Source organism: Pseudomonas syringae (assembly GCF_021605415.1).
GTDB classification, from domain to species: Bacteria; Pseudomonadota; Gammaproteobacteria; order Pseudomonadales; family Pseudomonadaceae; genus Aquipseudomonas; species Aquipseudomonas syringae_S.
Genome location: NZ_WKEQ01000030.1, coordinates 21907 through 48150 on the forward strand (window position 1 = coordinate 21907; position 26244 = coordinate 48150).

The 26244-nt window shown below is 58.7% G+C and carries 23 protein-coding genes; 1 reads left to right on the forward strand and 22 read right to left on the reverse strand.

The window, feature by feature from the left end:
• The first annotated feature begins 94 nt into the window (after positions 1–94).
• A complete protein-coding gene (locus GIW69_RS19635; RefSeq protein WP_236484437.1) occupies positions 95–991 on the forward strand; it encodes a LysR family transcriptional regulator in 897 nt (298 codons plus the stop codon).
• Between the two features lie 50 nt (positions 992–1041).
• On the opposite strand, the gene ispD is transcribed toward GIW69_RS19635, so the two are convergent.
• The 22 genes from ispD to tsf form a co-directional block, all read right to left on the reverse strand.
• Positions 1042–1749 carry a 2-C-methyl-D-erythritol 4-phosphate cytidylyltransferase gene (gene ispD / locus GIW69_RS19640; RefSeq protein WP_236484438.1) on the reverse strand — a complete coding sequence of 236 codons (708 nt, stop codon included), beginning with the start codon at positions 1747–1749 and terminating at the stop codon, positions 1042–1044.
• On the reverse strand, positions 1746–2024 hold the full coding sequence (ftsB, locus tag GIW69_RS19645; RefSeq protein WP_236484439.1) for a cell division protein FtsB: 279 nt from the start codon (positions 2022–2024) through the stop codon (positions 1746–1748). Before ftsB ends, ispD begins: the two co-directional genes overlap by 4 nt.
• A gap of 169 nt (positions 2025–2193) precedes the next feature.
• Positions 2194–3483, reverse strand: a complete 1290-nt coding sequence (eno, locus tag GIW69_RS19650; protein ID WP_236484440.1) for a phosphopyruvate hydratase — start codon at positions 3481–3483, stop codon at positions 2194–2196.
• 156 nt (positions 3484–3639) lie between these two features.
• Positions 3640–4485 (reverse strand): 3-deoxy-8-phosphooctulonate synthase, encoded by an 846-nt coding sequence (gene kdsA, locus GIW69_RS19655; protein WP_236484441.1) that lies wholly within the window; start codon positions 4483–4485, stop codon positions 3640–3642.
• A 5-nt stretch (positions 4486–4490) separates the two neighbouring features.
• Positions 4491–6122 (reverse strand): CTP synthase, encoded by a 1632-nt coding sequence (gene pyrG, locus GIW69_RS19660; protein ID WP_236484442.1) that lies wholly within the window; start codon positions 6120–6122, stop codon positions 4491–4493.
• Positions 6123–6396: 274 nt separating this feature from the next.
• Entirely contained in the window at positions 6397–7713 is a 1317-nt protein-coding gene (gene tilS / locus GIW69_RS19665; RefSeq protein ID WP_236484443.1) for a tRNA lysidine(34) synthetase TilS, read from the reverse strand.
• 144 nt (positions 7714–7857) lie between these two features.
• Complete coding sequence (locus tag GIW69_RS19670) at positions 7858–8805, reverse strand: acetyl-CoA carboxylase carboxyltransferase subunit alpha (RefSeq protein WP_236484444.1); 948 nt, start codon at positions 8803–8805, stop codon at positions 7858–7860.
• Between the two features lie 139 nt (positions 8806–8944).
• The gene (gene dnaE, locus GIW69_RS19675; RefSeq protein WP_236484445.1) at positions 8945–12466 is read right to left on the reverse strand and encodes a DNA polymerase III subunit alpha; all 3522 of its coding nucleotides are present in this window, start codon (positions 12464–12466) and stop codon (positions 8945–8947) included.
• 76 nt (positions 12467–12542) lie between these two features.
• Positions 12543–13193 (reverse strand): ribonuclease HII, encoded by a 651-nt coding sequence (gene rnhB / locus GIW69_RS19680; protein WP_236484446.1) that lies wholly within the window; start codon positions 13191–13193, stop codon positions 12543–12545.
• The gene (gene lpxB, locus GIW69_RS19685; protein ID WP_268945634.1) at positions 13190–14320 is read right to left on the reverse strand and encodes a lipid-A-disaccharide synthase; all 1131 of its coding nucleotides are present in this window, start codon (positions 14318–14320) and stop codon (positions 13190–13192) included. The genes rnhB and lpxB overlap by 4 nt, the downstream gene beginning before the upstream one ends.
• A gap of 2 nt (positions 14321–14322) precedes the next feature.
• Positions 14323–15099, reverse strand: a complete 777-nt coding sequence (gene lpxA / locus GIW69_RS19690) for an acyl-ACP--UDP-N-acetylglucosamine O-acyltransferase (protein WP_236484447.1) — start codon at positions 15097–15099, stop codon at positions 14323–14325.
• Positions 15096–15536: a 3-hydroxyacyl-ACP dehydratase FabZ gene (gene fabZ, locus GIW69_RS19695; protein ID WP_236484448.1), complete on the reverse strand. Its 441-nt coding sequence runs from the start codon at positions 15534–15536 to the stop codon at positions 15096–15098. The genes lpxA and fabZ overlap by 4 nt, the downstream gene beginning before the upstream one ends.
• Before the next feature lie 106 nt (positions 15537–15642).
• Complete coding sequence (gene lpxD, locus GIW69_RS19700; protein ID WP_236484449.1) at positions 15643–16698, reverse strand: UDP-3-O-(3-hydroxymyristoyl)glucosamine N-acyltransferase; 1056 nt, start codon at positions 16696–16698, stop codon at positions 15643–15645.
• 3 nt (positions 16699–16701) lie between these two features.
• On the reverse strand, positions 16702–17205 hold the full coding sequence (locus tag GIW69_RS19705) for an OmpH/Skp family outer membrane protein (protein ID WP_236484450.1): 504 nt from the start codon (positions 17203–17205) through the stop codon (positions 16702–16704).
• A 45-nt stretch (positions 17206–17250) separates the two neighbouring features.
• On the reverse strand, positions 17251–19626 hold the full coding sequence (gene bamA, locus GIW69_RS19710) for an outer membrane protein assembly factor BamA (RefSeq protein ID WP_236484451.1): 2376 nt from the start codon (positions 19624–19626) through the stop codon (positions 17251–17253).
• A 74-nt stretch (positions 19627–19700) separates the two neighbouring features.
• Positions 19701–21053: a sigma E protease regulator RseP gene (gene rseP / locus GIW69_RS19715; RefSeq protein WP_236484452.1), complete on the reverse strand. Its 1353-nt coding sequence runs from the start codon at positions 21051–21053 to the stop codon at positions 19701–19703.
• A gap of 54 nt (positions 21054–21107) precedes the next feature.
• Positions 21108–22298: a 1-deoxy-D-xylulose-5-phosphate reductoisomerase gene (gene ispC / locus GIW69_RS19720; protein ID WP_236484453.1), complete on the reverse strand. Its 1191-nt coding sequence runs from the start codon at positions 22296–22298 to the stop codon at positions 21108–21110.
• Positions 22295–23101, reverse strand: a complete 807-nt coding sequence (locus GIW69_RS19725; RefSeq protein ID WP_236484454.1) for a phosphatidate cytidylyltransferase — start codon at positions 23099–23101, stop codon at positions 22295–22297. The genes ispC and GIW69_RS19725 overlap by 4 nt, the downstream gene beginning before the upstream one ends.
• Complete coding sequence (uppS, locus tag GIW69_RS19730) at positions 23101–23856, reverse strand: polyprenyl diphosphate synthase (RefSeq protein WP_236484455.1); 756 nt, start codon at positions 23854–23856, stop codon at positions 23101–23103. Before uppS ends, GIW69_RS19725 begins: the two co-directional genes overlap by 1 nt.
• A gap of 13 nt (positions 23857–23869) precedes the next feature.
• Entirely contained in the window at positions 23870–24427 is a 558-nt protein-coding gene (gene frr, locus GIW69_RS19735) for a ribosome recycling factor (RefSeq protein ID WP_187679155.1), read from the reverse strand.
• Positions 24424–25167 (reverse strand): UMP kinase, encoded by a 744-nt coding sequence (gene pyrH, locus GIW69_RS19740; RefSeq protein ID WP_003222124.1) that lies wholly within the window; start codon positions 25165–25167, stop codon positions 24424–24426. Before pyrH ends, frr begins: the two co-directional genes overlap by 4 nt.
• A 213-nt stretch (positions 25168–25380) precedes the next feature.
• On the reverse strand, positions 25381–26244 hold the full coding sequence (gene tsf, locus GIW69_RS19745) for a translation elongation factor Ts (protein WP_236484456.1): 864 nt from the start codon (positions 26242–26244) through the stop codon (positions 25381–25383).

Genomic DNA, 26244 nt, shown 5'->3' on the forward strand with positions numbered 1-26244 from the left:
TGAATAAAAACAAGACAGTGAGTGTAATCCATGGCCGATCGATGAATAATCTAGCCAAAAGCAAAACATTATTGCCACACAGGGATAATCTTTGATGTCGGACAACCGCTGGGAAGGCATCGATGAGTTCGTCGCCGTCGCCGAATGTAGCCAATTCACCGCCGCCGCCGAGCGCCTGGGGGTTTCTTCCTCGCATATCAGTCGACAAATCGTACGACTGGAGGAGCGTTTACAGACACGTCTGCTCTATCGCAGCACCCGACGCGTGACACTGACCGAAGCCGGCCAAACCTTCTTGCAACATTGCCAACGATTACAGGACGGTCGCGAGGAAGCATTGAGGGCGGTCGGTGATCTGGGCAGTGAACCCAAAGGCATGTTGCGCATGACGTGTGCCGTGGCTTACGGCGAGCGATTCATCGTGCCGCTGGTGACACGGTTCATGGGACTGTATCCGCAACTGCGCATCGACATCGAACTGAGCAATCGCCAGCTCGACCTGGTGCATGAAGGGCTGGATCTCGCAATTCGTTTAGGTCGGTTGCAGGACTCGCGGTTGGTCGCCACGCGCCTGGCACCGCGGCGCATGTACCTCTGCGCGTCGCCCTCCTACGTCGAACGGTACGGTCGGCCACACAGCTTGTCAGAACTGAGCCGCCACAATTGCCTGATTGGCAGCACCGATATCTGGCAACTGGAACAGAACGGGCGGGAATTTTCCCAACGGGTACAGGGAAACTGGCGCTGCAACAGTGGGCAAGCGGTGCTGGATGCAGCGTTACAAGGGGTCGGGTTGTGTCAGCTGCCGGACTATTACGTGCTGGAGCATCTGAAAAATGGTGCGTTAATTTCGCTGCTGGAAAGCCATCAACCACCCAATACCGCCGTTTGGGCGTTGTACCCGCAGCAGCGGCATCTGTCGCCGAAGGTGCGTAAGTTGGTGGATTTTTTGAAGGAAGGGTTGGCTGAACGGCCGGAATATCGGGTCTGAATGGTGCGTTGTGTTTGCTCGCCAAGACAATCTGCCAGGCACCACAGCAATCAGCGTCGGTTAGCCCAACGCTGACGCAACCATTCCAGATCTTCCGGCCGCGTTACTTTCAGATTATCCGATCGACCTTCGATCAAACGCGGCGCCAACCCCGCCCATTCCATCGCCGACGCCTCATCAGTAATCACCGCATCCGCCACCAGACTGTCCGCCAACGCCCGATGCAATGCCCCGAGGCGAAACATCTGCGGCGTATAAGCCTGCCAGATCACGCTGCGGTCAACGGTTTCGACCACGCGCCCATGCTTGTCGGCACGCTTGAGGGTGTCCTTCGCCGGTACTGCGAGCAGGCCACCGACCGGGTCATCGGCCAACTCACCGAGCAATTTATCGAGATCGTCACGGCTCAGATTGGGCCGTGCCGCGTCGTGCACCAACACCCAGTCTTCATCGCCGGCACCTTGCGCGTGCAGATGCAGCAAAGCATTGAGCACCGATGCAGAACGCTCGGCACCACCCTCGACGCGCTGAATGCGCCAATCGTTGGCGCTCGGCAAGTTCGGCCAGTAAGGGTCATCAACGGCAAGGCTGACCACCAGCCCTCTAAGGCTTGGGTGATCGAGGAAACAGCCGAGGCTGTGTTCGAGAATTGTGCGTCCGCCCAGTTGCAGGTATTGCTTGGGACGGTCCGCGGCCATTCGGGCACCGACGCCCGCGGCAGGAATCACGGCCCAGAAGGCCGGCAGGGAATCGATCATTGGGCTAACTGATAGAGAGTTTCGCCGTCCTTGACCATGCCCAACTCATGGCGAGCCCGCTCTTCGACGGTCTCCATGCCTTTTTTCAGCTCACTGACTTCGGCGTCCATCACTCGGTTGCGTTCCAGCAGCCCTTCGTTTTCGGCGTGCTGCTCGGCAATCTGCTGATTCAGCTCGGCCACCTGCGCCAGACTGCCGTTACCTAGCCACAGGCGGTACTGCAAGCCAGCCAGCAACAAGAGCAGAACGAGAAACAACCAATTGGGACTGCGCATCGAATATCGGGTATCCAGTGGAAAAAGACAGCCATGCCAAACTTTGAAGCGTCTGATAGCACGAAGCCTGGAAAACCCAGGCTTGTGCTGTTAAGGCATCAGATTAGTGGCAAATCCATCGCTGTCACGACTTTTTCGACACAATCCGGTGTCTTTTATCAGATACGACTCAGCCGCGGAACTCGCTGCGACCGTTGTACTTGGCTTTGCCATTCAACTGCTCTTCGATACGCAGCAGTTGGTTGTACTTGGAAACGCGGTCGGAACGGCACAGGGAGCCGGTCTTGATCTGACCGGCCGCAGTACCCACGGCCAGGTCGGCAATGGTCGAATCTTCAGTTTCGCCCGAACGGTGCGAGATCACCGCGGTGTAACCGGCAGCCTTGGCCATCTGGATGGCTTCCAGGGTTTCAGTCAGGGTGCCGATCTGGTTGAACTTGATCAGGATCGAGTTGGCGATCTTTTTATCGATGCCTTCTTTCAGGATCTTGGTGTTGGTCACGAACAGGTCGTCGCCGACCAGTTGGGTCTTCTGGCCGATCTTGTCGGTGAGGATCTTCCAGCCAGCCCAGTCGGACTCGTCCAGACCGTCTTCGATGGAGATGATCGGATAACGCTCGGTCAGACCTTTCAGGTAGTCGGCAAAACCTTCAGCGGTGAACACCTGGCCTTCGCCGGACAGGTTGTACTTGCCGTCTTCGTAGAATTCGCTGGCCGCGCAGTCCAGCGCCAGGGTCACGTCGGTGCCCAGTTTGTAACCGGCGTTGGCCACAGCTTCCGAGATCACTTTCAAAGCGTCTTCGTTGGAAGCCAGGTTCGGCGCGAAACCACCTTCGTCACCGACGGCAGTGCTCAGGCCACGAGCCTTCAGCACAGCTTTGAGGTGATGGAAAATCTCGGTGCCCATGCGCAGACCTTCCGAGAAAGACTTGGCGCCAACCGGCTGAACCATGAATTCCTGGATGTCGACGTTGTTATCGGCGTGCTCGCCACCGTTGATGATGTTCATCATCGGCACCGGCATCGAGTAAACACCCGGAGTACCGTTCAGGTTGGCGATGTGCGCGTACAGCGGCAGATCCTGATCCTGAGCAGCGGCCTTGGCCGCAGCCAGGGAAACGGCGAGGATGGCGTTGGCGCCCAGGGTCGCTTTGTTTTCGGTGCCGTCGAGCTTGATCATCGCGTGATCGAGGGCTTTCTGGTCGCTTGGGTCTTTACCCAACAGCAGGTCGCGGATCGGGCCGTTGATGTTGCCCACGGCTTTGAGCACGCCCTTGCCCAGGTAACGGCTCTTGTCGCCATCACGCAGCTCGAGCGCTTCACGCGAGCCAGTGGATGCACCGGACGGCGCGCAAGCGCTGCCGATGATGCCGTTGTCGAGAAGCACGTCCGCTTCCACGGTGGGATTGCCACGGGAGTCGAGAACTTCACGACCTTTGATGTCGACGATTTTTGCCATTGTTGTAAACACTCCAAAGTTGACGAAAACGACGCAGCTAGAGGAAATCTTCAATCGTCGGCAAGCGAAGTACAGCGGGCAGACTTGCGGACGACAAGGCTCAGGCCCGAAGGCCTGAGCCTCAAATCGTGCGGTACTTTACCGGAGAATTGAGGTTTACGCGGTTTCTACCGTCGGAAAACTCTTAACCAGTTCGTCCAACGCTTTGAGCTGGGCCAGGAATGGCTCCAGTTTGTCCAGACGCAAGGCGCAAGGGCCGTCGCATTTGGCATTGTCCGGATCCGGATGTGCTTCGAGGAACAGACCGGCCAGACCTTGGCTCATGCCTGCCTTGGCCAGATCGAGCACCTGTGCCCGGCGACCGCCGGCGGAGTCGGAACGACCGCCAGGCATTTGCAGCGCGTGGGTCACGTCGAAGAACACCGGGTATTCGAACTGCTTCATGATGCCGAAGCCGAGCATGTCGACCACGAGGTTGTTGTAACCGAAGCTCGAACCACGCTCGCAAAGGATCAATTGATCGTTACCCGCTTCGACGCACTTGTTCAGGATGTGTTTCATTTCCTGAGGCGCGAGGAACTGGGCTTTCTTTATGTTGATCACGGCACCGGTCTTGGCCATCGCGACGACCAGGTCGGTCTGACGCGACAGGAAGGCCGGCAACTGGATGATGTCGCAGACTTCAGCAACGACGGCGGCCTGTTCAGGCTCATGGACGTCGGTGATGATCGGCACGCCGAAAGCTTGCTTGATGTCCTGGAAGATGCGCATGCCTTCTTCCAGGCCAGGGCCGCGATACGAAGTCACAGAAGACCGGTTGGCCTTGTCGAAACTGGCCTTGAACACGTAAGGGATACCGAGCTTTTCGGTGACCCTCACGTACTCTTCGCAAACCTGCATGGCCATGTCACGGCTTTCCAGCACGTTCATGCCGCCGAACAGCACCATGGGTTTGTCGTTGGCGATCTCGATGTCGCCGACGCGGATGATCTTCTGTGCCATCGGGATTACGCCTTCTTCTGGTGTTGAGCCAAAGCCGCTTTGACGAAGCCGCTGAACAGTGGGTGACCATCGCGAGGAGTCGAGGTGAACTCCGGGTGGAACTGGCAAGCCACGAACCACGGATGATCCGCCGCTTCGACCACTTCAACCAGCGCAGCATCCGCCGAGCGACCGGAGATTTTCAGGCCGGCTTCGATCAGTTGTGGCAGCAGGTTGTTGTTCACTTCGTAACGGTGACGGTGACGCTCGACAATCACATCCTTGGCGTAGCAGTCGTGCACCTTGGAGCCGGCTTCGAGCAGGCATTCCTGAGCGCCGAGGCGCATGGTGCCGCCCAGGTCGGACGCTTCGGTACGGATTTCGACTGCACCGGTGGCGTCTTCCCACTCGGTGATCAGACCGACAACCGGGTGACCGCTGGCGCGATCGAACTCGGTGGAGTTGGCGTCTTTCCAGCCCATCACGTTACGTGCGAACTCGATCACGGCGACTTGCATGCCCAGGCAGATGCCCAGGTACGGAACCTTGTTTTCGCGAGCGTATTGAACGGCGGTGATCTTGCCTTCCACGCCGCGCAGCCCGAAGCCGCCCGGTACGAGGATCGCGTCAACGCCTTCCAGCAGCGCGGTGCCCTGGTTTTCGATGTCTTCGGAATCGATATAACGCAGGTTGACCTTGGTGCGGTTGCTGATGCCGGCGTGACTCATCGCTTCGATCAGCGACTTGTAGGCGTCGAGCAGTTCCATGTACTTGCCGACCATCGCGATGGTGACTTCATGTTCCGGGTTCAGCTTGGCGTCGACCACAGCGTCCCACTCGGACAGATCCGCACCGCCACATTGCAGGCCGAAACGCTCTACGACGAAATCGTCCAGACCCTGCGAGTGCAGGATGCCCGGGATCTTGTAGATGGTGTCGGCGTCTTCCAGCGCAATCACCGCACGTTCTTCAACGTTGGTGAACTGGGCGATTTTGCGACGCGAAGAGATATCGATCGGGTGATCGGAGCGGCACACCAGCACGTCAGGTTGCAGGCCGATGGAACGCAGTTCCTTGACCGAGTGCTGGGTTGGCTTGGTTTTGGTTTCGCCGGCAGTGGCGATGTACGGCACGAGGGTCAGGTGCATCAGCATCGCGCGCTTGGCACCGACTTCGAAACGCAGCTGGCGGATGGCTTCGAGGAAAGGTTGCGACTCGATGTCACCCACGGTGCCACCGATTTCGACCATCGCCACGTCGGCATCGCCTGCACCCTTGATGATTCGGCGCTTGATTTCGTCGGTGATGTGCGGGATCACCTGGATGGTTGCACCCAGGTAGTCACCACGGCGCTCTTTGCGCAGGACGTGCTCGTAGACACGACCGGTGGTGAAGTTGTTGTTCTGGGTCATTGTCGTGCGGATGAACCGCTCGTAGTGGCCCAGGTCCAGGTCGGTCTCGGCGCCGTCGTGGGTGACGAACACTTCACCGTGCTGGAACGGGCTCATGGTGCCCGGGTCGACGTTGATGTACGGATCCAGCTTGAGCATGGTGACCTTAAGTCCCCGCGCCTCCAGGATGGCCGCCAATGATGCCGATGCAATGCCTTTCCCCAATGAAGAAACAACACCGCCCGTGACGAATATGTAGCGCGTCATGAAAAACCCTAGAAGTCTGCGTTAAAGCGGTCAGTGCCGCCGGGGAAAGCGAAGGAAGGCCGAAGCCCCCGATCACCTGCATTAATCACAGTGCACCTTTCAAAAAAACCGCCGCGTGGTGACAGACCGGCAGATGAAACACCGGTAGGTTGTTCGCTACACATTTTTTGGAATCGCCCAGCAAAGACTGCTTGGTAATCGGCAACTCCTGCAATTCAGGCGAATCCACAGAAGTTGTATCAAGAAGGGAGCGTAGTCTACCGGAATGCCCCTTTCATCTCAAACCTTGATCTTCGCTCTGAAGCCCCCAATGCAAACGCCAGCCGTCCAGCACATTGCCATCAAGGCCCGGCAGGTTCGCCACCGCGAGCAATTCGTCACCGCGATAGAGCAGCGGCAATCTGCCACGGATGAAGGCCGGCACCGCACGCTCGTTGAGCAGACGCTTGAGATCGCGGTGTCCCCGCCCCTCCAGTTGCATCACTTCGCCGCCCTGTCGGTAGGCGATGCGCAACGGCCCATGGGGCGCTTGACCGCTCAAGGTGACCTGACCGTTATCGGGCAAGCGTAGCGCTGAAGATGGGTCGTGCCACTCGCCGCTGACCACTGGCTTACTCAGCCAGTGACCACTGAGCCACCAGATGCGACCGGCACTGCGATGCAGTTCGCCGTCGGCCAGCTGCCAGACTGGAGACGCATCGCCCACAGCCTCAGCCAGATCCGTCCAGCCTGACCAATGGTCGGCATCCGGCAACCGGGTCAACGGTTCGAGCCAATGGCTGAGGACGTTGCGCTGGCGGGCGGCAGAAAGTTTTGTGATCGGCGCCATCGCCAGCGAAGGCACTGCGAGCCAATCGAACTCGCTCGCAGTGGCAGCTTGAGTAAGATCGATCTGCGCCAACTCATTCAGCAAACCCTCGGCCTCGCGAAGATGACCTGCGCTGCGCGCCATGCTCGCCTGTGCCTGTGGCCAGCGAGCAGTCAGCAGCGGCACCACCTGATGGCGCAAATAGTTTCGCGAAAACCGGTGATCCTGATTGGACGGGTCTTCGGTCCAGCGCAACCCGTGTTGCCGGGCATAAGCCTCCAGTTCAGCCCGCGAAATGTCGAGCAACGGGCGAACCAGACTGCCCTGCCCCAACGACCGCAGAACCGGCATGGCCGACAAACCTCTCACCCCCGCCCCACGCATTAAGCGAAACAACAGCGTTTCAGCCTGATCGTCACGGTGTTGACCTGTCAGCAGTACCTCATCGGCCAACGTCATGGAAGCAAACGCGGCGTATCGAGCCTCACGCGCCGCGCGCTCAAGACTCGCACCGGGGTGCACCGTGACTCGCACCACCTGCAACGGCACGCTCAGCGCATCACAAACAGACTGACAGTGTTCCGGCCACGCATCCGCCGCCGCCTGAAGACCATGGTGTACATGGATGGCGCTGAGCGCCGGCAGGGATACGGTTTTTGCAAGTTGGGCAAGCAGGTGCAGGAGGACGGTGGAATCGAGACCACCGGAGAAAGCGATACGCCAGGCCTTGGCATTGTGCCAGGTCGTCAGATTCGGCAAAACCCGGGAAGGCAAATCAATCATGGACTGACCCTATCTAATTCTTTGCCCCAAACAAATGTAGGAGTGAGCCTGCTCGCGATAGCGGTGTAACAGCCAACACATTTGTTGAATGTTACGCCCTCATCGCGAGCAGGCTCACTCCTACAGGGGGTATTGCGTGTTTCGTTACAGGCCGTAGCTCATCAGACGCTCGTAACGACGGGCCAGCAGCGCGTCATTGTCGAACTTCTTCAGCATCGCCAGTTGCGAGCTCAGCTCGGCGCGGATCGATGCCGCAGCCGCGACCGGATCGCGGTGGGCGCCGCCCAATGGCTCGCCGATGACTTTATCGACAATGCCCAGGCCTTTCAGGCGCTCAGCGGTGATGCCCATCGCTTCAGCGGCATCCGGCGCTTTTTCGGCGGTTTTCCACAGGATCGATGCACAACCTTCCGGCGAGATCACGGCGTAGGTCGAATATTGCAGCATGTTCAACTGGTCGCAGACACCAATGGCCAATGCACCACCGGAACCACCTTCACCAATAACGGTGGCGATGATCGGGGTTTTCAGGCGAGCCATGACGCGCAGGTTCCAGGCAATTGCCTCGCTCTGGTTGCGCTCTTCGGCGTCGATGCCAGGATAAGCGCCCGGGGTGTCGATGAAGGTCAGGATCGGCATTTTGAAACGCTCGGCCATTTCCATCAGGCGGCAAGCCTTGCGGTAGCCTTCCGGACGCGGCATGCCGAAGTTGCGACGCACCTTCTCGCGTACTTCACGGCCCTTCTGGTGACCAATGATCATCACCGGCTGGTCATCCAGGCGCGCAACGCCGCCGACAATGGCCGCGTCGTCGGAGAAGTGACGGTCGCCATGCAGTTCGTCGAACTCGGTGAAGATGTGCTGGATGTAGTCCAGGGTGTACGGGCGTTTAGGGTGACGCGCCAAGCGTGCGATCTGCCAGCTGGTCAGCTTGCCGAAGATGTCTTCGGTCAGCGTCTTGCTCTTGTCCTGCAGGCGCGAGATCTCATCGCCGATATTCAGCGAATTGTCATTACCGACCAAGCGCAACTCTTCGATCTTGGCTTGCAGGTCGGCGATCGGCTGTTCGAAATCTAGAAAATTCGGGTTCATAGGCGTCCGTCTTGGGTCGTGTCCCAAATGAGCTTGGGCCGGCCGTTTGTCTATTCGCGCCTACCTTAAGGGAGAGGCGCGCTGAGGTCGAGATTAAAAATTCAGGTCGCGGGCAAGGGGATTGATAGCACCTTGCCGGTCAACGGTATTGGAGGAAGACGTTGTCTCGCCCGAACTGGTCACGCAGGGCTTGAATCAACGCATCCGCCGGATCGATCCGCCAGGTCTCGCCGAACTGCAGCAAGGTCTTCGCATCGGGGCTCGTGTACTCCATGGTGATCGGGCATGCGCCGCGATGGCGCTTGAGCAGATCACCCAGCCAGCGTAGCTGATCGCCCTTCAAGTCCTGGGTTTGCAGCTTCAGGCGCAGGCTTTCGGCGAGATTGGTGCGCGCATCCTCCATGCTCATCACGCGCTTGACCCGCAGGCGCAGGCCACCAGAGAAATCATCGTTACTGACCTCCCCTTCGACCACCACCATCGCGTCGGTCTGCAACAGCGATTGCGCAGAATGGAACGCATCGGCAAACAGCGACGCCTCGATTCGCCCGGAGCGGTCATCAAGGGTGATGAAGCCCATCTTGTCGCCCTTTTTGTTTTTCATCACCCGCAAGGCGATGATCATCCCCGCGACGGTCTGGGTATCCCGCGCCGGTTTCAGGTCGATGATGCGCTGACGGGCGAAGCGGCGGATTTCGCCTTCGTATTCGTCAATCGGGTGACCGGTCAGGTACAGGCCCAAAGTGTCTTTTTCACCTTTGAGTCGCTCCTTGAGCGTCAGCTCCTTGGCCTTGCGATGGATCGCGTAGACGTCGGCATCCTCTTCGACAAACAAGCCGCCAAACAGGTCGGCGTGGCCGCTGTCGTGGGTACGCGCAGTCTGCTCGGCCGACTTGATCGCTTCTTCCATCGCCGCCAGCAGCACCGCGCGGTTGCGGTCGATGTTGGCTTGGTAGGCTTTTTGTTCATCGTGGAAGTACGGACCGAGACGATCCAGTGCGCCGCTGCGAATCAAGCCATCGAGGGTTCGTTTGTTGATGCGCTTGAGGTCGACACGAGCACAGAAGTCGAACAGATCCTTGAACGGGCCGGCCTGACGCGCCTCGGTGATCGCTTCCACCGGGCCTTCGCCGACGCCTTTGATCGCGCCGAGACCGTACACGATGCGGCCATCGTCGTTCACCGTGAACTTGAATTCCGAGGTATTCACGTCCGGCGCGTCGAGGCGCAACTTCATCGTGCGCACTTCTTCGATCAAGGTCACGACCTTGTCGGTGTTGTGCATGTCCGCCGACAGCACCGCCGCCATGAACGGCGCCGGGTAGTGAGCCTTCAGCCACGCTGTCTGGTACGACACCAGGCCATAGGCGGCGGAGTGGGATTTGTTGAAACCGTAACCGGCGAATTTTTCCACCAGATCGAAAATGTTACCGGCCAGATCGGCGTCGATATTGTTGGTCGCGCAACCTTCAATGAAACCGCCGCGCTGTTTGGCCATTTCCTCGGGTTTCTTCTTACCCATGGCGCGACGCAACATGTCCGCACCGCCGAGGGTGTAACCGGCCATGACCTGAGCAATCTGCATCACCTGTTCCTGATACAGGATGATGCCGTAAGTCGGTGCCAATACAGGCTTGAGGCCTTCGTATTGATAATCCGAGTGCGGGTACGCCAGTTCGGCGCGACCGTGCTTACGGTTGATGAAGTCGTCCACCATGCCCGATTGCAGCGGGCCCGGACGGAACAACGCCACCAGTGCGATCAAGTCTTCCAGGCAGTCGGGCTTGAGCTTTTTGATCAGCTCTTTCATACCCCGGGATTCAAGCTGGAACACCGCCGTGGTTTCGGCTTTTTGCAGCAGTTGATACGTCGGTTTGTCATCCAGCGGGATGAACGCGATGTCCAGCGGCGGCTCGTCAACCTTGGCGCGCTCGCGGTTGATGGTTTTCAGCGCCCAGTCGATGATCGTCAGGGTTCGCAGACCGAGGAAGTCGAACTTCACCAGACCGGCCGCCTCGACGTCATCTTTGTCGAATTGCGTCACCAGACCGTCACCGGCCTCATCGCAATAGATCGGCGAGAAGTCAGTCAGCTTGGTCGGAGCGATGACCACACCACCGGCGTGTTTACCGACGTTACGCACGACGCCTTCGAGCTTGCGCGCCATCTCCCAGATTTCCGCAGCCTCTTCATCAACCTTGATGAAGTCGCGCAGGATTTCTTCCTGCTCGTAGGCTTTTTCCAAAGTCATCCCGACTTCAAACGGAATCATCTTCGACAGACGATCCGCCAGGCCGTAGGACTTGCCCTGCACCCGTGCCACGTCGCGAACCACAGCCTTGGCGGCCATCGAGCCGAAGGTGATGATCTGGCTTACCGCGTTACGGCCGTATTTCTCGGCTACGTAATCGATCACCCGGTCACGGCCGTCCATGCAGAAGTCGACGTCGAAGTCGGGCATGGAAACCCGTTCCGGGTTGAGGAAACGTTCGAACAGCAGGTCGTATTCCAAAGGGTCGAGGTCGGTGATCTTCTGCACATAGGCCACCAGCGAACCGGCACCCGATCCACGACCCGGGCCCACCGGTACGCCGTTGCTTTTGGCCCACTGGATAAAGTCCATTACGATCAGGAAGTAGCCGGGGAAGCCCATCTGGATAATGATATCCAGCTCGAAATTCAACCGGTCGACGTAAACCTGGCGTTTGGCTTCATAGTCTTCGGTGGTGTCCTTGGGCAGCAGGACGGACAGCCGCTCTTCCAGACCGTCGAACGACACTTTGCGGAAATATTCGTCGATGGTCATGCCATCGGGGATCGGGAAGTTGGGCAGGAAGTGCGTGCCCAGCTTCACGTCGATGTTGCAGCGCTTGGCAATCTCGACGGTGTTTTCCAGCGCATCGGGAATGTCGCTGAACAGCTCGGCCATTTCCTCGGCGCTTTTGAGGTATTGCTGATCGCTGTAGTTCTTCGAACGCCGTGGATCGTCGAGGGCACGGCCCTCACCGATGCAGACACGGGTTTCGTGAGCCGCGAAGTCTTCCTGTTTGATGAAGCGCACATCGTTGGTCGCGACCAGCGGTGCACCGAGCTTGTCCGCCAGCGCGACGGCGCCGTGCAGTTGCTCTTCGTCGTTGGGACGGCTGGTGCGCTGGATTTCCAGGTAAAACCGGTCGCCGAACACGTTCATCCATTCGCGGGCGAGGTTTTCCGCCTCTTGCGGGTTACCGCCGACGATCGCTTGGCCGATCTCGCCCTCTTTGGCCGCCGAGAGCATGATCAGGCCTTCATTGGCCTCGACCACCCATTCGCGCTCAATGATGATCGAGCCGTTGCGCTGACCGTCGATGAAGCCGCGCGAGATCAGTTCGGTGAGGTTGCGATAGCCCTTGGCATTCATGGCCAGCAGGCTGATCCGGCTTAATGGCGCGTCCGGATCCTTGTTCGACAGCCACAGGTCGGCGCCGCAGATCGGCTTGATCCCTGCGCCCATGGCATTTTTGTAGAACTTGACCAGCGAACACATGTTGTTCTGGTCAGTGACCGCAACGGCAGGCATACCCATGCCGCTCAGGGCTTTGACCAGCGGTTTGATCCGCACCAGACCGTCGACAAGGGAGTATTCAGTGTGCAGGCGTAGGTGAATAAATGAAGCCGGCATGGTGATCCTGCGTTAAGTCATGAAAACAACAAGGCCCGGATTGTACCGGGCCTTGCGTAAAACATCAGCCTCGCGACTAAACCGGCGCCAGGACTTGCAACGTTTCCAGCGCTTCATAAGCCAGGCGTACCGGGGCAAACGAGCGGCGGTGGATCAGGGTCGGCCCCAGACGTGCGAGGGCTTCCAGATGAACGGGGGTCGGATAGCCTTTATGGCCGCCGATGCCATATCCCGGGTAGATCAATTCGAACGCTGCCATTTCGCGGTCACGGCTGACTTTGGCCAAAATCGACGCCGCGGCAATGGCCGGTACCTTGCCGTCACCCTGAATGACCGCTTCAGCGCGCATCGGCAGATGCGGGCAGCGATTGCCGTCGATCATCGCCAGCTTCGGCTGGATGTGCAGCCCGGCCACCGCGCGCTGCATGGCGAGCATGGTTGCGTGAAGGATGTTCAGCTCGTCGATTTCTTCGACTTCAGCCCGGGCGATGCACCAGCTCAGGGCTTTCTCGCAGATTTCGTCGTAGAGCTTTTCGCGTTTGGCTTCGGTGAGCTTCTTCGAATCGTTGAGGCCAAGAATCGGCCGGTTCGGGTCGAGAATCACGGCGGCCGTCACCACCGCGCCGCATAGCGGGCCGCGTCCGACTTCATCGACGCCGGCGACCAGCTCTTCGACTTCGGCTACCAGAGTGAAATCCAGGCCCAGTTGCGGGGATACTTTGCTCATCGTGAGTGACCGATCAGGTTAAGGACGGCATCGGCCGCCTGATTGGAGGCGTCCAGCCGCAACGTGCGGTGAATCTCGTCGAATCCACGGGTCTGTTCTTCGCCGCCTTCGATCAACGGCGACAGGGTTTGCGCCAACGCTTCGACCGTGGCGTCGTCCTGCAAAAACTCAGGCACCAGCAAGCGCTGGGCCAACAGGTTGGGCAGCGACACGTACGGGCTCTTGACCATGCGTTTGAGAATCCAGAACGTCAACGGCGCAAGACGATAAGCCACCACCATCGGCCGCTTGTACAACAGCGCTTCGAGGGTCGCCGTGCCGGATGCGATCAACACTGCATTGCACGCAGCCAGTGCGAGATGGGATTTGCCGTCGAGCAGGGTTACCGGCAGATCACGGCCGGCGAGCAATTCTTCTAGCTGAACCCGACGTTCCGCGCTCGCGCACGGCATCACAAAACGCACGCCAGGACGCAGGGCGCGCAGACGTTGGGCCGTATCGAGAAACAACGCACCGAGACGGCCAACTTCACCGCCGCGACTGCCAGGCATCAGCGCGACCAGCGGCCCGTCGGGCAAGCCCAGCTCGGCCCGGGCTGCGGCGCGATCGGCCTCCAGCGGAATGACATCTGCCAGGGAGTGGCCGACAAACCGCACCGGCACGCCTTTCTCTTCATAGAATTTGGCTTCGAACGGAAACAGCGTGAGCATCAGGTCGCAGCCTTCACGAATCTTCAGCACGCGTTTCTGCCGCCACGCCCATACCGAAGGACTGACGTAATGCACGGTCTTGATTCCGGCCTGGCGCAGCTTGAGTTCGATGTTGAGGTTGAAATCCGGCGCATCGATACCGATGAACACATCCGGCTTTTGTGCGATCAAGGTGGCAATCAACTGTTTGCGCCGTTTGAGCAACTCACGCAAACGGCCAAGCACCTCCACCAGCCCCATGACGGACAGACGTTCCATCGGAAAAAAGGAGGTCAGGCCTTCAGCCTGCATCAAAGGCCCACCGACGCCGATGAATTCGACGTCAGGATGTTGTGCCTTGAGGGCACGCATGAGTCCGGAACCGAGAATGTCACCGGAAGCCTCTCCCGCCACCAGCGCAATACGCAGACTGGCCATGATTAGCGGGTAATGCCGCGGGTCGACGACTGGATAGAGTCGCGGAACACCGCCACTTCCGGAAACTGCGCGGATGGCTCGACCAGTTGGGCCAGCGCTTGCTCCACGGTCAGTCCCTGGCGATACACCGTTTTATAGGCACGGCGCAGCGCGTGAATGGCGTCTTCGCTGAATCCGCGACGGCGCATGCCTTCGAAATTCATGCTGCGGGCTTCGGCCGGGTTGCCGAACACGGTGACGTAAGCCGGTACGTCCTTGCCGATCGCCGTGCCCATGCCGGAAAAGCTGTGGGCGCCGATGTGGCAGTACTGATGCACAAGAGTGAAACCAGACAGAATCGCCCAGTCTTCAACGTGCACATGGCCAGCCAACGCAGTGTTGTTGACCAGAATGCAGTGGTTGCCGATGACGCTGTCGTGACCGATGTGTGCATAGGCCATGATCAGGTTGTGATCGCCCAGGGTGGTTTCCGAACGATCCTGAACGGTGCCACGGTGGATGGTCACGCCTTCACGAATGACATTGTGGTCACCGATGACCAGACGGGTTTCTTCGCCCTTGTATTTCAAATCGGGCGTATCTTCGCCTACCGAAGAAAACTGGTAGATGCGATTGTGCTTGCCGATGCGGGTCGGGCCCTTGAGGATCACATGCGGCCCAATCACCGTGCCTTCGCCGATTTCCACACCAGCGCCGACAATTGACCACGGGCCGACCTCGACACCGTCGGCCAGAACGGCCGACGGATCGATGATTGCGCGAGGGTCAATCAAACTCATAGCTTGCGTTCCGCACAGATGATTTCAGCGGAGCAGACTGGCTTGCCATCGACGGAGGCCTGGCATTCGAACTTCCAGATCTGACGCTTGCAGCTGAGGAACTTGGCTTCGAGGATCAACTGGTCGCCCGGCAATACCGGCTGGCGGAAACGCAGTTTGTCGGAGCCGACGAAGTAGTAGAGCGTGCCGTCGGCAGGCTTCACGTCGAGCATTTTGAACCCGAGGATCCCGGCAGCCTGAGCCATCGCTTCGATGATCAGCACGCCCGGCATGATCGGATGCGCCGGGAAGTGACCATTGAAGAACGGTTCGTTGATGCTGACATTCTTGTAGGCGCGAATGCGCTTGCCTTCCGTGTCCAGATCCACGACCCGATCCACCAGCAGGAACGGGTAACGGTGAGGCAGGTATTCGCGAATCTCGTTGATGTCCATCATTTCGGGGGGAAGCCTATGTAAAGATTGGGAGCGCGACTGACGCGCACTCCTCTAGCAAATCAAGGAGGCAGTCTAGAGGCTGTGCACACTTGATATGGAATGGGTTTCAGCCATCTGATGAAGCATTACCGTCAGGGGTCACTTCCCCTGTACGTTTTTCCAGCTGTCGCAGACGTCGCGCGATGTCATCGAGCTGACGGATACGTGCCGCGCTCTTGCGCCATTCGGCAGCCGGTTGCATGGCTGTGCCGGAAGAGTAGGCACCCGGCTCGGTAATCGAGTGAGTCACCATGGTCATCCCGGTCAGGAATACGTTGTCGCAAATGTCGATGTGCCCTACCAGGCCGACACCGCCGGCCAGCATGCAGTGCTTGCCGATTTTGGTGCTGCCTGAAATGCCCACGCACGCGGCCATGGCCGTGTGATCACCGACCTGCACGTTGTGGGCAATCTGAATCTGGTTATCCAGTTTCACGCCATTGCCGATGACCGTATCGGCCAGCGCACCACGGTCAATAGCCGTGTTCACGCCGATCTCAACATCGTCGCCGATGGTCACGCCGCCGATCTGGGCAATTTTCTGCCAGACGCCTTTTTCATTGGCGAAACCGAAGCCCTCGCCACCAAGCACAGCGCCGGACTGGATCACCACGCGTTTACCGATGCGCACGTCGTGATACAGGGTCACGCGTGGATTGAGCCAGCCGCCTTCACCGATTTCGCAGCGCGCACCGATGAAGCAATGAGGGCCGAGGGTCACTTGCGCGCCAATGCGCGCGCCAGCTTCGATCACCACGAAAGCGCCGACACTGGCGGTCGGATCGACCACCGCATCGTCGGCGATTATCGCCGTCGGATGAATCCCGGCAGCCGCTTTCGGTTTTGGGTCGAACAAGTGGGAAATACGGGCGTAGGCCAGATAAGGATCCGGCACCACCAGCGTGTCACCGGTGTAACCTTCGGCATCGGCGGCCTTCAGCAACAAGGCTGCGGCCTGACTGTCGGCCAGGTATTTACGGTATTGGGGATTTGCCAGAAAGCTCAACTGAGCTGGGCCAGCCTCCTGCAAGGTGGCTAGCCCAGTAATTTGCTTCTCGGGGTCGCCCCGCAGGGTGGCGCCGAGGAACTCGGCCAACTGGCCGAGCTTGATGGTCACGGTCATGGGTTACTTCGACTGATTCATGCGCTCGATAACCTGGCGCGTGATGTCGTACTGAGGCTTGACATCAATCACTGCACCACGCTCGAACACCAGGTCAAAACCACCTTTCTTGATGACTTCTTCCACTGCGCCATCCAGCTTTGGCTTCAGCTGCTTGAGCATTTCGCGGTCGGCAACGGCCTTGGCTTCGTTCAGCTCCTTGGACTGGAACTGGAAGTCGCGTGCCTTTTGCTTGAATTCCAGCTCCAGACGCTCGCGTTCACCTTGCTGCATCTTGTCGCCACCGGCCATCAGACGATCCTGAATGCCCTTGGCGCTGCTTTCCAAAGTCTTGAGCTTGGTCAGTTGCGGGCCGAATTTCTTCTCCGCGTCCACGGCGTACTTCTTCGCCGCGTCGGATTCCAGCAACGCCATCTGATAGTTCAGAACGGCGATTTTCATGTCGGCGAACGCCGGGCCTGCCACCAGTACGGAGGCCAGGAGAACCAATTGAGTCAACTTACGCACGATGCACTCCTACAAAATCCATTGTCGTTATCTTGGGTCAGGCGCTTAGAACGTCTGGCCGAGGGAGAATTGGAACACTTGAGTCTCAGCGTCATCCGGTTTCTTGATCGGCATCGCCAGGGCGAAGCTCAAAGGACCCAGCGCGGTGACCCAAGTCACGCCTACACCGACCGAACTGGCCATGCTGCTCAGGCTGATGTCGTTGCACTGCGTGTTGGACGACGAACCGTTTGCGTTCGTGCTGTCTTTGCATTGCGAGTCAAATACGTTACCCACATCCCAGAATACCGACGTACGCAGGGAACGTTGATCCTTGACGAACGGCAGAGGGAACAGCACCTCTACACCACCCTGGATCAAGACGTTACCACCGAACGGCAGTGGATCCTGGTCGGGATCCTCCAGCGTGCCAGGGTTGGTGCCACGGCTTGGTGTACTGCGCGGTCCCAGAGTGCTGTCTTTGAAGCCACGAACCGAGTTGAAACCACCAGCATAGTAGTTTTCATAGAACGGCAAGCCATCGGTCGAACCGTAACCATCGCCGTAACCCAATTCGGTGTGCAGGCGCATGGTGTAGTTTTCGGTGATCGGCTGGAACAGCTGACCACGGTAGTCGAGCTTGAAGAACGACAGGTCGCTGCCCGGGATCGTACTTTCGAGCGTCAGGCTCTGGGAACGGCCACGGGTCGGTAATACACCTTTGTTCAGGGTCGATTCGGACCAGCCGGCGGACGCCTTGAAGTTCAGGTAGCTGTCGCCTTCCTTGTTAACGAAGTCGAAGATCTCGTCGACGGTGTACTGACCGGTATTGATCTTGTCCTGCTGCACCGACGCGCCGAAGGTCAGACGAGAAGTCTCACTGATCGGGTAGCCCACGTTGACGCCGGCGCCCAGGCTGTCGACCGCATAGCTGGAAATATCGGCGTCGAGCTCATCGTAATCGGTGGTGCGGTAAAACGCGTTGTAACCCAGGCTCACGCCATCGGCGGTCCAGTAGGGGTCAACATAGCCGAAGTTGTAGCGGCTCTGGTATTCACTGCGGGTCAGGCCGACGCTGACGCGATTACCGGTACCAAGGAAGTTGTTCTGGGTGATCGAACCGCCAAGGATCAGACCCGCGCTCTGGGCGAAACCGACGCTGGCAGTGATCGAGCCGGAAGCCTGCTCTTCAACGCTGTAGTTCACGTCAACCTGGTCGTCGACACCCGGCACGGCCGGCGTTTCAACGTTGACTTCTTTAAAGAAGCCCAAACGCTCAAGACGAGTCTTGGACTGGTCGATCAGGTAGGTCGAAGCCCAGCCACCTTCCATCTGACGCATCTCGCGACGCAGCACTTCGTCTTCCGACTTGGTGTTGCCACGGAAGTTGATGCGGTTGACGTAGGCGCGCTTGCCCGGATCGACGGCGAACAGGATATCGACGGTGTGATCTTCATCATGTGGCTGAGGTACGCCGTTGACGTTGGCGAAGGTGTAACCCTCGTTACCCAGGCGACGGGTGATCAGCTCGGACGTGGTGGTCATCAGCTTGCGCGAGAACACCTGGCCTTTCTGCACCAGCAACAGGGACTTGACCTGATCTTCAGGGACTTTCAAGTCGCCGCTGAGCTTGACGTCACGAACGGTGTATTTCTCGCCTTCGTTGATGTTGACCGTGATGTAGACGTGCTTCTTGTCCGGGGTGATGGACACCTGGGTCGAAGCGATATCCATATTGATATAGCCGCGATCCAGGTAGTAGGAGCGCAGACGCTCCAGGTCACCGGACAGTTTTTCGCGAGCGTACTTGTCATCGTTCTTGAAGAACGACAGCCAGTTAGTGGTTTTCAGTTCGAACAGATCGATGATGTCGTCATCAGGGAAAACAGTGTTGCCCACCACGTTAATGTGCTGGATAGCGGCAACGGTGCCTTCGTTGATCTTCACTTTCAGACCGACGCGGTTACGCGGCTGCGAAACGACTTCGGTATCGACGGTCGCCGAGTAACGGCCTTGGGCAACGTATTGACGTTGCAGCTCGTTACGCACGCCTTCAAGGGTGGCGCGCTGGAAGATTTCGCCTTCGGCCAGACCGGACTGCTTCAAGCCCTTCATCAGGTCTTCGGTGGATATCGCCTTGTTGCCTTCGATTTCGATGCTGGCAACCGACGGACGTTCGACGACCGTAATCACCAGAACGTTGCCTTCGCGGCCCAGCTGGATATCTTGAAAGAAACCGGTTTTGAACAACGCACGAGTGGATTCCACCAGGCGACGATCATCCGCCTGCTCGCCGACGTTCAGCGGCAAGGCACCAAAGACGCTACCCGCGGAGACCCGCTGGAGGCCGTTGACGCGAATATCAGAGATGGTGAAGGACTCGGCGTGAACTTCGGCGATCATCAATACGGTGAGAACCGCAGTTAGCAGCAGACGTTTCATGAAGTCCTTTCTTATTCCAACTGGCAATAAACAAACTGCCGCAAAATGCGGCAGATTCGCAATTCAGCGAAGCGTTACAGTCGACCCAGATCGTTGACCAGAGCAAGCAACATCACCCCGACCACCAAGCTGATACCGATCTGTATCCCCCAACCTTGCACCCGATCCGACAAGGGACGACCACGCGCCCACTCGATCAGATAAAACAACAGATGCCCCCCATCCAGTACAGGAATGGGCAGCAAGTTCAGAACCCCCAGGCTAATACTCAGATAAGCAAGGAAATTCAGGAAATCAGCGACGCCCGACTGGGCAGAAGCGCCCGCCACTTTAGCAATGGTTATCGGTCCACTCAAGTTTTTTACCGAGAGCTCGCCGAACAGCATTTTCTTCAGCGAATCCAGCGTCAGGATGCTCATGGTCCAAGTGCGACGGGCACCCTCGCCAATTGCAGCCACCGGCCCGAAACTGACCTCGCGGATCATCTCCGGCGGCCAGTCGATCGCCTTGACTCCAGCGCCGAGATAACCGCTCGGCGCTTTGCTTTCGCCGCGAGCCGCCAGCGTCACCGGGACATCGATTTGAGCACCATCACGCTCGACATGCAGCACGATTTTGGTATCAGGACGGGTACGCACGATGTCCACGACCTGCTGCCAGTCATTCAGGGCCAGGCCATCCAGTGCCAGCAGACGATCCCCGGTTTTCAGACCGGCGGCCTGCGCCGGGCCCTTTGGATCGAGCTCCGCCAGTACTGGCGGTAATGCCGGACGCCACGGGCGGATACCCAACGAACGGATTGGATCCGGCTCATCGGCACCTTTAAGCCAGTGATCCAGGGCCAGCTCACGTGGTGATTCAGCCGTCGCGCCCTGCTCACGCACCATCAACTGCAAAGAGCCGCTTTCACCCAGGCGACGCACCAATTGCAGATTCACCGCAGCCCAGCCCGATGTCGGCTCGCCATCGATGGCAACAATTTCCTGACCGGCGCTCAGTCCAGCCTTTGCCGCGATGCTGCCGGACTCGACAGCGCCGATGACCGGACGAACCTGCTCGCTGCCAAGCATGGCCAGCACCCAGAAAAACACCATCGCCAAGAGAAAGTTGGCGATGGGACCGGCTGCAACAATGGCGATACGCTGGCGTACGGATTTGCGGTTGAACGATTGATCGACCTGATCGGCAGGCACTTCGCCTTCGCGCTCATCGAGCATCTTGACGTAGCCGCCCAACGGGATGGCAGCAACTACGAACTCGGTGCCTTGCTTGTCGTGCCAGCGCAGCAGCGGCATGCCGAAGCCCACGGAAAAGCGCAGAACCTTGACGCCACAGCGACGCGCGACCCAAAAATGGCCGAATTCGTGAAAGGTAACCAGCACACCCAAGGCAATCAGGGTGCCGGCAATCATATAGAGCGCGCTCATCTACTTTCTCCGCAATCCTGTTCAGTGCCGCGTGTAACCAATGTGTTGCAGAATTTATCGGCCGTGACGACTCAACCATTGTTGAGCCAGATTTCTCGCTGCCGCATCAGCCGTGAATACCGCATCGAGATCATCCAGCGCGACCACAGGCTCGAGACTCAAGACCTCCTCGATGATACTCGCGATTTCCAGATAACGAACCCGCCCGTCGAGAAACGCCGCGACCGCCACTTCATTGGCCGCATTGAGCATGGCCGGCGCGCTGTTACCCGCTTCCGCTGCCTGACGCGCCAGGCGCAGGCATGGAAAACGCTGCTCATCCGGCGCTTCAAAGTCCAAGCGCGCAACCGCGAACAGATCCAGCGGCGCCACGCCCGAATCGATACGCTCCGGCCAGGCCAGGGCATTGGCGATCGGCGTGCGCATGTCAGGGTTGCCCAACTGCGCCAACACCGAACCATCCACATAATCGACGAGCGAGTGAATCACGCTTTGCGGATGGATGACCACCTCGACCTGAGACGGCCTGGCGTCAAACAGCCAGCAAGCCTCGATCAACTCGAGACCCTTGTTCATCATGCTGGCCGAATCCACGGAAATCTTGCGCCCCATCGACCAGTTCGGGTGCGCGCACGCCTGATCAGGGGAAACATCCACCAATTCAGCCATGGACGTCTGCCGGAACGGACCGCCAGAGGCTGTCAGTAAAATCCGACGGACACCGACTTCACCAAGCCCACGAGAAAAGTCCCGAGGCATGCACTGGAAAATCGCGTTGTGCTCACTGTCGATCGGCAGCAGTACAGAACCGCTTTTGCGCACGGCGTGCATGAACAAGGCGCCGGACATGACCAGCGCTTCTTTATTCGCCAACAGAATTTTCTTGCCAGCCTCGACCGCTGCAAGCGTCGGGCGCAACCCCGCCGCTCCGACAATCGCCGCCATCACCGCATCGACTTCAGGAGCGGCCGCGACCTGGCACAACCCCTCCTCACCCACCAGGACGCGAGTCGGCAGGCCGGCGGCACGCAGATCATCCTGCAAGCTGCGCGCTGCACTCGTTTGCGGCACGACGGCGAACTGCGGCACATGGCGCACGCACAGGGCGAACAGTTCGCTCAGGCGCGTGAAACCGCTCAGGGCGAAAGCCTGATAGCGATCCGGGTGGCGAGCGATGACATCAAGGGTGCTGAGACCAATCGAACCGGTCGCTCCCAGCACGGTAATCTGTTGCGGGCGGCTCACGGTGCGGCCATCCACAGCAACACCGCGAAGATCGGCACCGCGGCCGTCAGACTGTCGATGCGATCCAGCACGCCGCCATGACCCGGCAGCAGGTTGCTGCTGTCCTTGATCCCGGATTTACGCTTGAACATGCTTTCGGTGAGATCACCCACCACAGAGACAAATACGATCAACGCGGCGCCGATCAAGCCTTTGAACAGCTCGGCCACCGTCCAGTCGCGCACCAAAGCAACGATAGTGGTGATGACCAGACTCAGCGCGAGGCCGCCATATACGCCTTCCCAGCTTTTGCCAGGACTGACGTGCGGCGCGAGCTTGCGCTTGCCGAAGGCTCGGCCAGAGAAATAGGCACCGATATCGGCACCCCAGACCAGCACCATCACCGCCATGATCAGCCAGTTGCCCAGCGGGTATTGCTTGATTTGCACCAACCCCTGCCAGGCCGGCAACAGAATCAGCAGACCGATCAATAGTTTGCAGGCAGCACTGGCCCAATGTTCACTGGAGCGCGGATACGTCAGCACCAGATAGGTCGCCACGGCCCACCACAGCACCGACGCGCCCAACACCCACGGCGCGAGCCCCGGCACGAGGTACATGATGAGCAGCATGAAGGCGACCACGGCGGCAAAGCCTACGCGGAACGATTGCGCCTCGAACCCGGCCAGACGCGCCCATTCCCAGGCGCCAAGCGTCACGACCAGCCCGATGAACAACGCAAAACCGGCACCTTCAAGCAGGAAAAATCCGCACAAGGCAATCGGCAGCAAAATCAGCGCAGTGATGATTCTTTGTTTAAGCATTAAACCCGGGCTCCAGCCTCGACCTGCTCGCTCGTTTTACCGAAACGGCGCTGGCGCGAAGCGAAATCGGCCAGCGCATTGCGCATGGCATCGTGTTTGAAGTCCGGCCAGAAGAGGTCGGAGAAGTACAGCTCAGCGTAGGCGAGTTGCCACAACAGGAAGTTACTGATGCGATGCTCGCCACCGGTGCGGATGCATAAGTCCGGCAACGGCAGATCGCCAGTGGCCAGACAGGTCTGCAGCAGATCCGGGGTGATGTCCTCCGGACGCAAATGCCCGGCCTGAACCTCACGTGCCAATCGCTGCGCAGCCTGCGCAATATCCCACTGACCACCGTAATTGGCAGCGATCTGCAAGACAAAGCGATTGGCGCCGACAGTCATGGCTTCCGCTTCGCGCATCGCGGCTTGCAAATCCGGATGGAAACGCGAGCGGTCGCCAATGATGCGCAAGCTGATGTTGTTGTCGTTGAGGCGCTTGGCCTCGCGACGCAAGGCCTTGAAGAACAGATCCATCAAGGCACTGACTTCATCGGCCGGGCGCTGCCAGTTTTCACTGGAGAAGGCGAACAGGGTCAAGACTTCCACCTTGGCCTCGGCGCACACCTCGATCACCGCCCGCACAGCATCCACGCCCGCCTTATGCCCGGCGACACCGGGCATGAAGCGTTTTTTCGCCCAGCGATTGTTACCATCCATGATGATCGCGACATGGCGCGGCACCGCGGACGGCGCAGTCTGCTTGGTCTTATCCATTGAAACGCGACCCTTATACGGCCATCAAGTCCGCTTCTTTTTGCTTGGTGGCTGCGTCGATATCAGCCTCTGCCTTGTCGGTCAGCTTTTGGATATCGGCAGCAGCGCGACGCTCTTCGTCTTCGCTGATTTCCTTGTCCTTGACCAGCTTTTTCAGCTCACCCAGGGCATCACGACGGATGTTGCGTACGGCAACGCGGGCATCTTCCGCTGCGCTACGCGCCTGCTTGGTGAAGCCCTTGCGGGTTTCCTCGGTCAGGGCAGGCATGGAGATCAACAGCAACTCGCCCAGGTTGGTCGGATTGAGGTTCAGACCAGCGCTCTGGATCGCTTTGTCGACAGCAGCGAGCATGTTGCGCTCGAAGGCCACGACTTGCAGGGTGCGCGAGTCTTTAACGGTGATGTTGGCCACTTGGGTGATAGAAGTGTCCGCGCCGTAGTAAGGCACCATCACGCTGCCCAGGATGCTCGGGTGTGCCTTGCCGGTACGAATCTGACCGAATGCATGGGACAGGGAGTCCAGGGATTTCTGCATGCGCTCTTGAGCGTCTTTCTTGATTTCGTTGATCATTGTTGGCCTTCCTCGATCAGGGTTCCTTCAGCGCCGCCGTGCACGATGTTCAGCAGGGCGCCGGGCTTGTTCATGTTAAATACGCGCAACGGCATCTTGTGGTCGCGGCACAGGCAAATAGCGGTCAGATCCATCACGCCCAGCTTGCGATCCAGTACTTCATCGTAAGTCAGATGATCGAACTTCTCGGCATGCGGGTCCTTGAACGGGTCGGCGGTGTAGACGCCATCGACCTTGGTCGCCTTGAGCACGACATCGGCGTCGATTTCGATGGCACGCAGGCAGGCTGCCGAATCCGTTGTAAAGAACGGATTGCCGGTACCGGCCGCGAAAATCACCACGTCCTTGGAGTTCAGGTGGCGCATGGCTTTGCGACGATCATAGTGATCGGTCACACCGACCATGGAAATGGCGGACATCACGATGGCCGAGATATTGGCACGTTCCAGCGCATCGCGCATGGCGAGGGCGTTCATCACAGTGGCCAGCATGCCCATGTGGTCACCCGTGACGCGATCCATGCCGGCCTTGCTCAGGGCTTCGCCGCGGAACAGGTTGCCGCCGCCGATCACCAGACCGACCTGTACGCCGATGCCGACCAGCTGGCCGACTTCCAGCGCCATGCGATCCAGCACTTTAGGGTCGATCCCGAACTCTTCCGAGCCCATCAAGGCCTCGCCGCTAAGCTTGAGTAGAATGCGTTTATAGCGAGCCTGATAACCACTGCCCTGCTGAGCCATTGCGAATCTCTCCTGCGGCGTATTTATAAAATTCTTTGCAAGCTGTTTTACAGCTGGCGTTCACTCTAGCTTGGCGCTGCTTCAGCGCCATCGGAACATGGCTTTGTAAGTCAGTTCCTGCCGGAAACCAAATAAAAATTGGCCACCGTATCTGAAAAGAGGCTGCGCGCGTAAGCGGGCAGCCTCTTTCGGGCGACAGTTGAAAAAACTGTCTTACTGCTTGGCGGCAGCCAGCTGTGCGGCAACTTCTTCAGCGAAGTTGTCGACTGGCTTCTCGATGCCTTCGCCTACTTTGAAGTAGGTGAAGGAAACGATTTCAGCGCCGGCTTTCTTGGCCAGTGCGCCAACAGTCAGTTCCGGGTTCATCACGAAAGCCTGCTCAACAAGGCTGGCTTCGGCCAGGAACTTGGTGATACGGCCAGCAATCATCTTCTCGACGATTTCGGCTGGCTTGCCTTTCATCTTGTCTTCGTTCAGCGACAGGAAGACCGCCTTCTCGCGCTCAATGGCTTCTGGCGAAACCTGCGTTGGCAGCAGGAACTCAGGGTTGCTTGCCGCCACGTGCATGGCGATCTCTTTGGCCAGCTGAACATCGCCACCCTTGAGAACAACAGCAACACCGATCTTGTTACCGTGCAGGTAGGTGCCGACAACGTCGCCCTCTACACGTACCAGACGACGGATGTTGACGTTTTCGCCAACCTTACCTACCAGGGCTTCACGAGCCGATTCCTGAGCGGCGATCAGCGGAGCTGCGTCGGTCAGTTTCTGGTCGAAAGCTTTTTGTACGCTGTCAGCAACGAAATTCTTGAAATCGTCCTGCAGAGCCAGGAAGTCAGTCTGCGAGTTGACTTCCAGCAGTACGGCAGACGTGGCGTCAGCCATGATAGCGATAGCGCCTTCAGCGGCAACGTTGCCTGCTTTCTTGGCAGCCTTGATGGCACCCGAAGCACGCATGTCATCGATGGCTTTTTCGATGTCGCCGTCAGCCTTTTCCAGGGCTTTCTTGCAATCCATCATGCCTTCGCCGGTACGCTCGCGCAGTTCTTTAACCAACGCTGCAGTAATTGCTGCCAT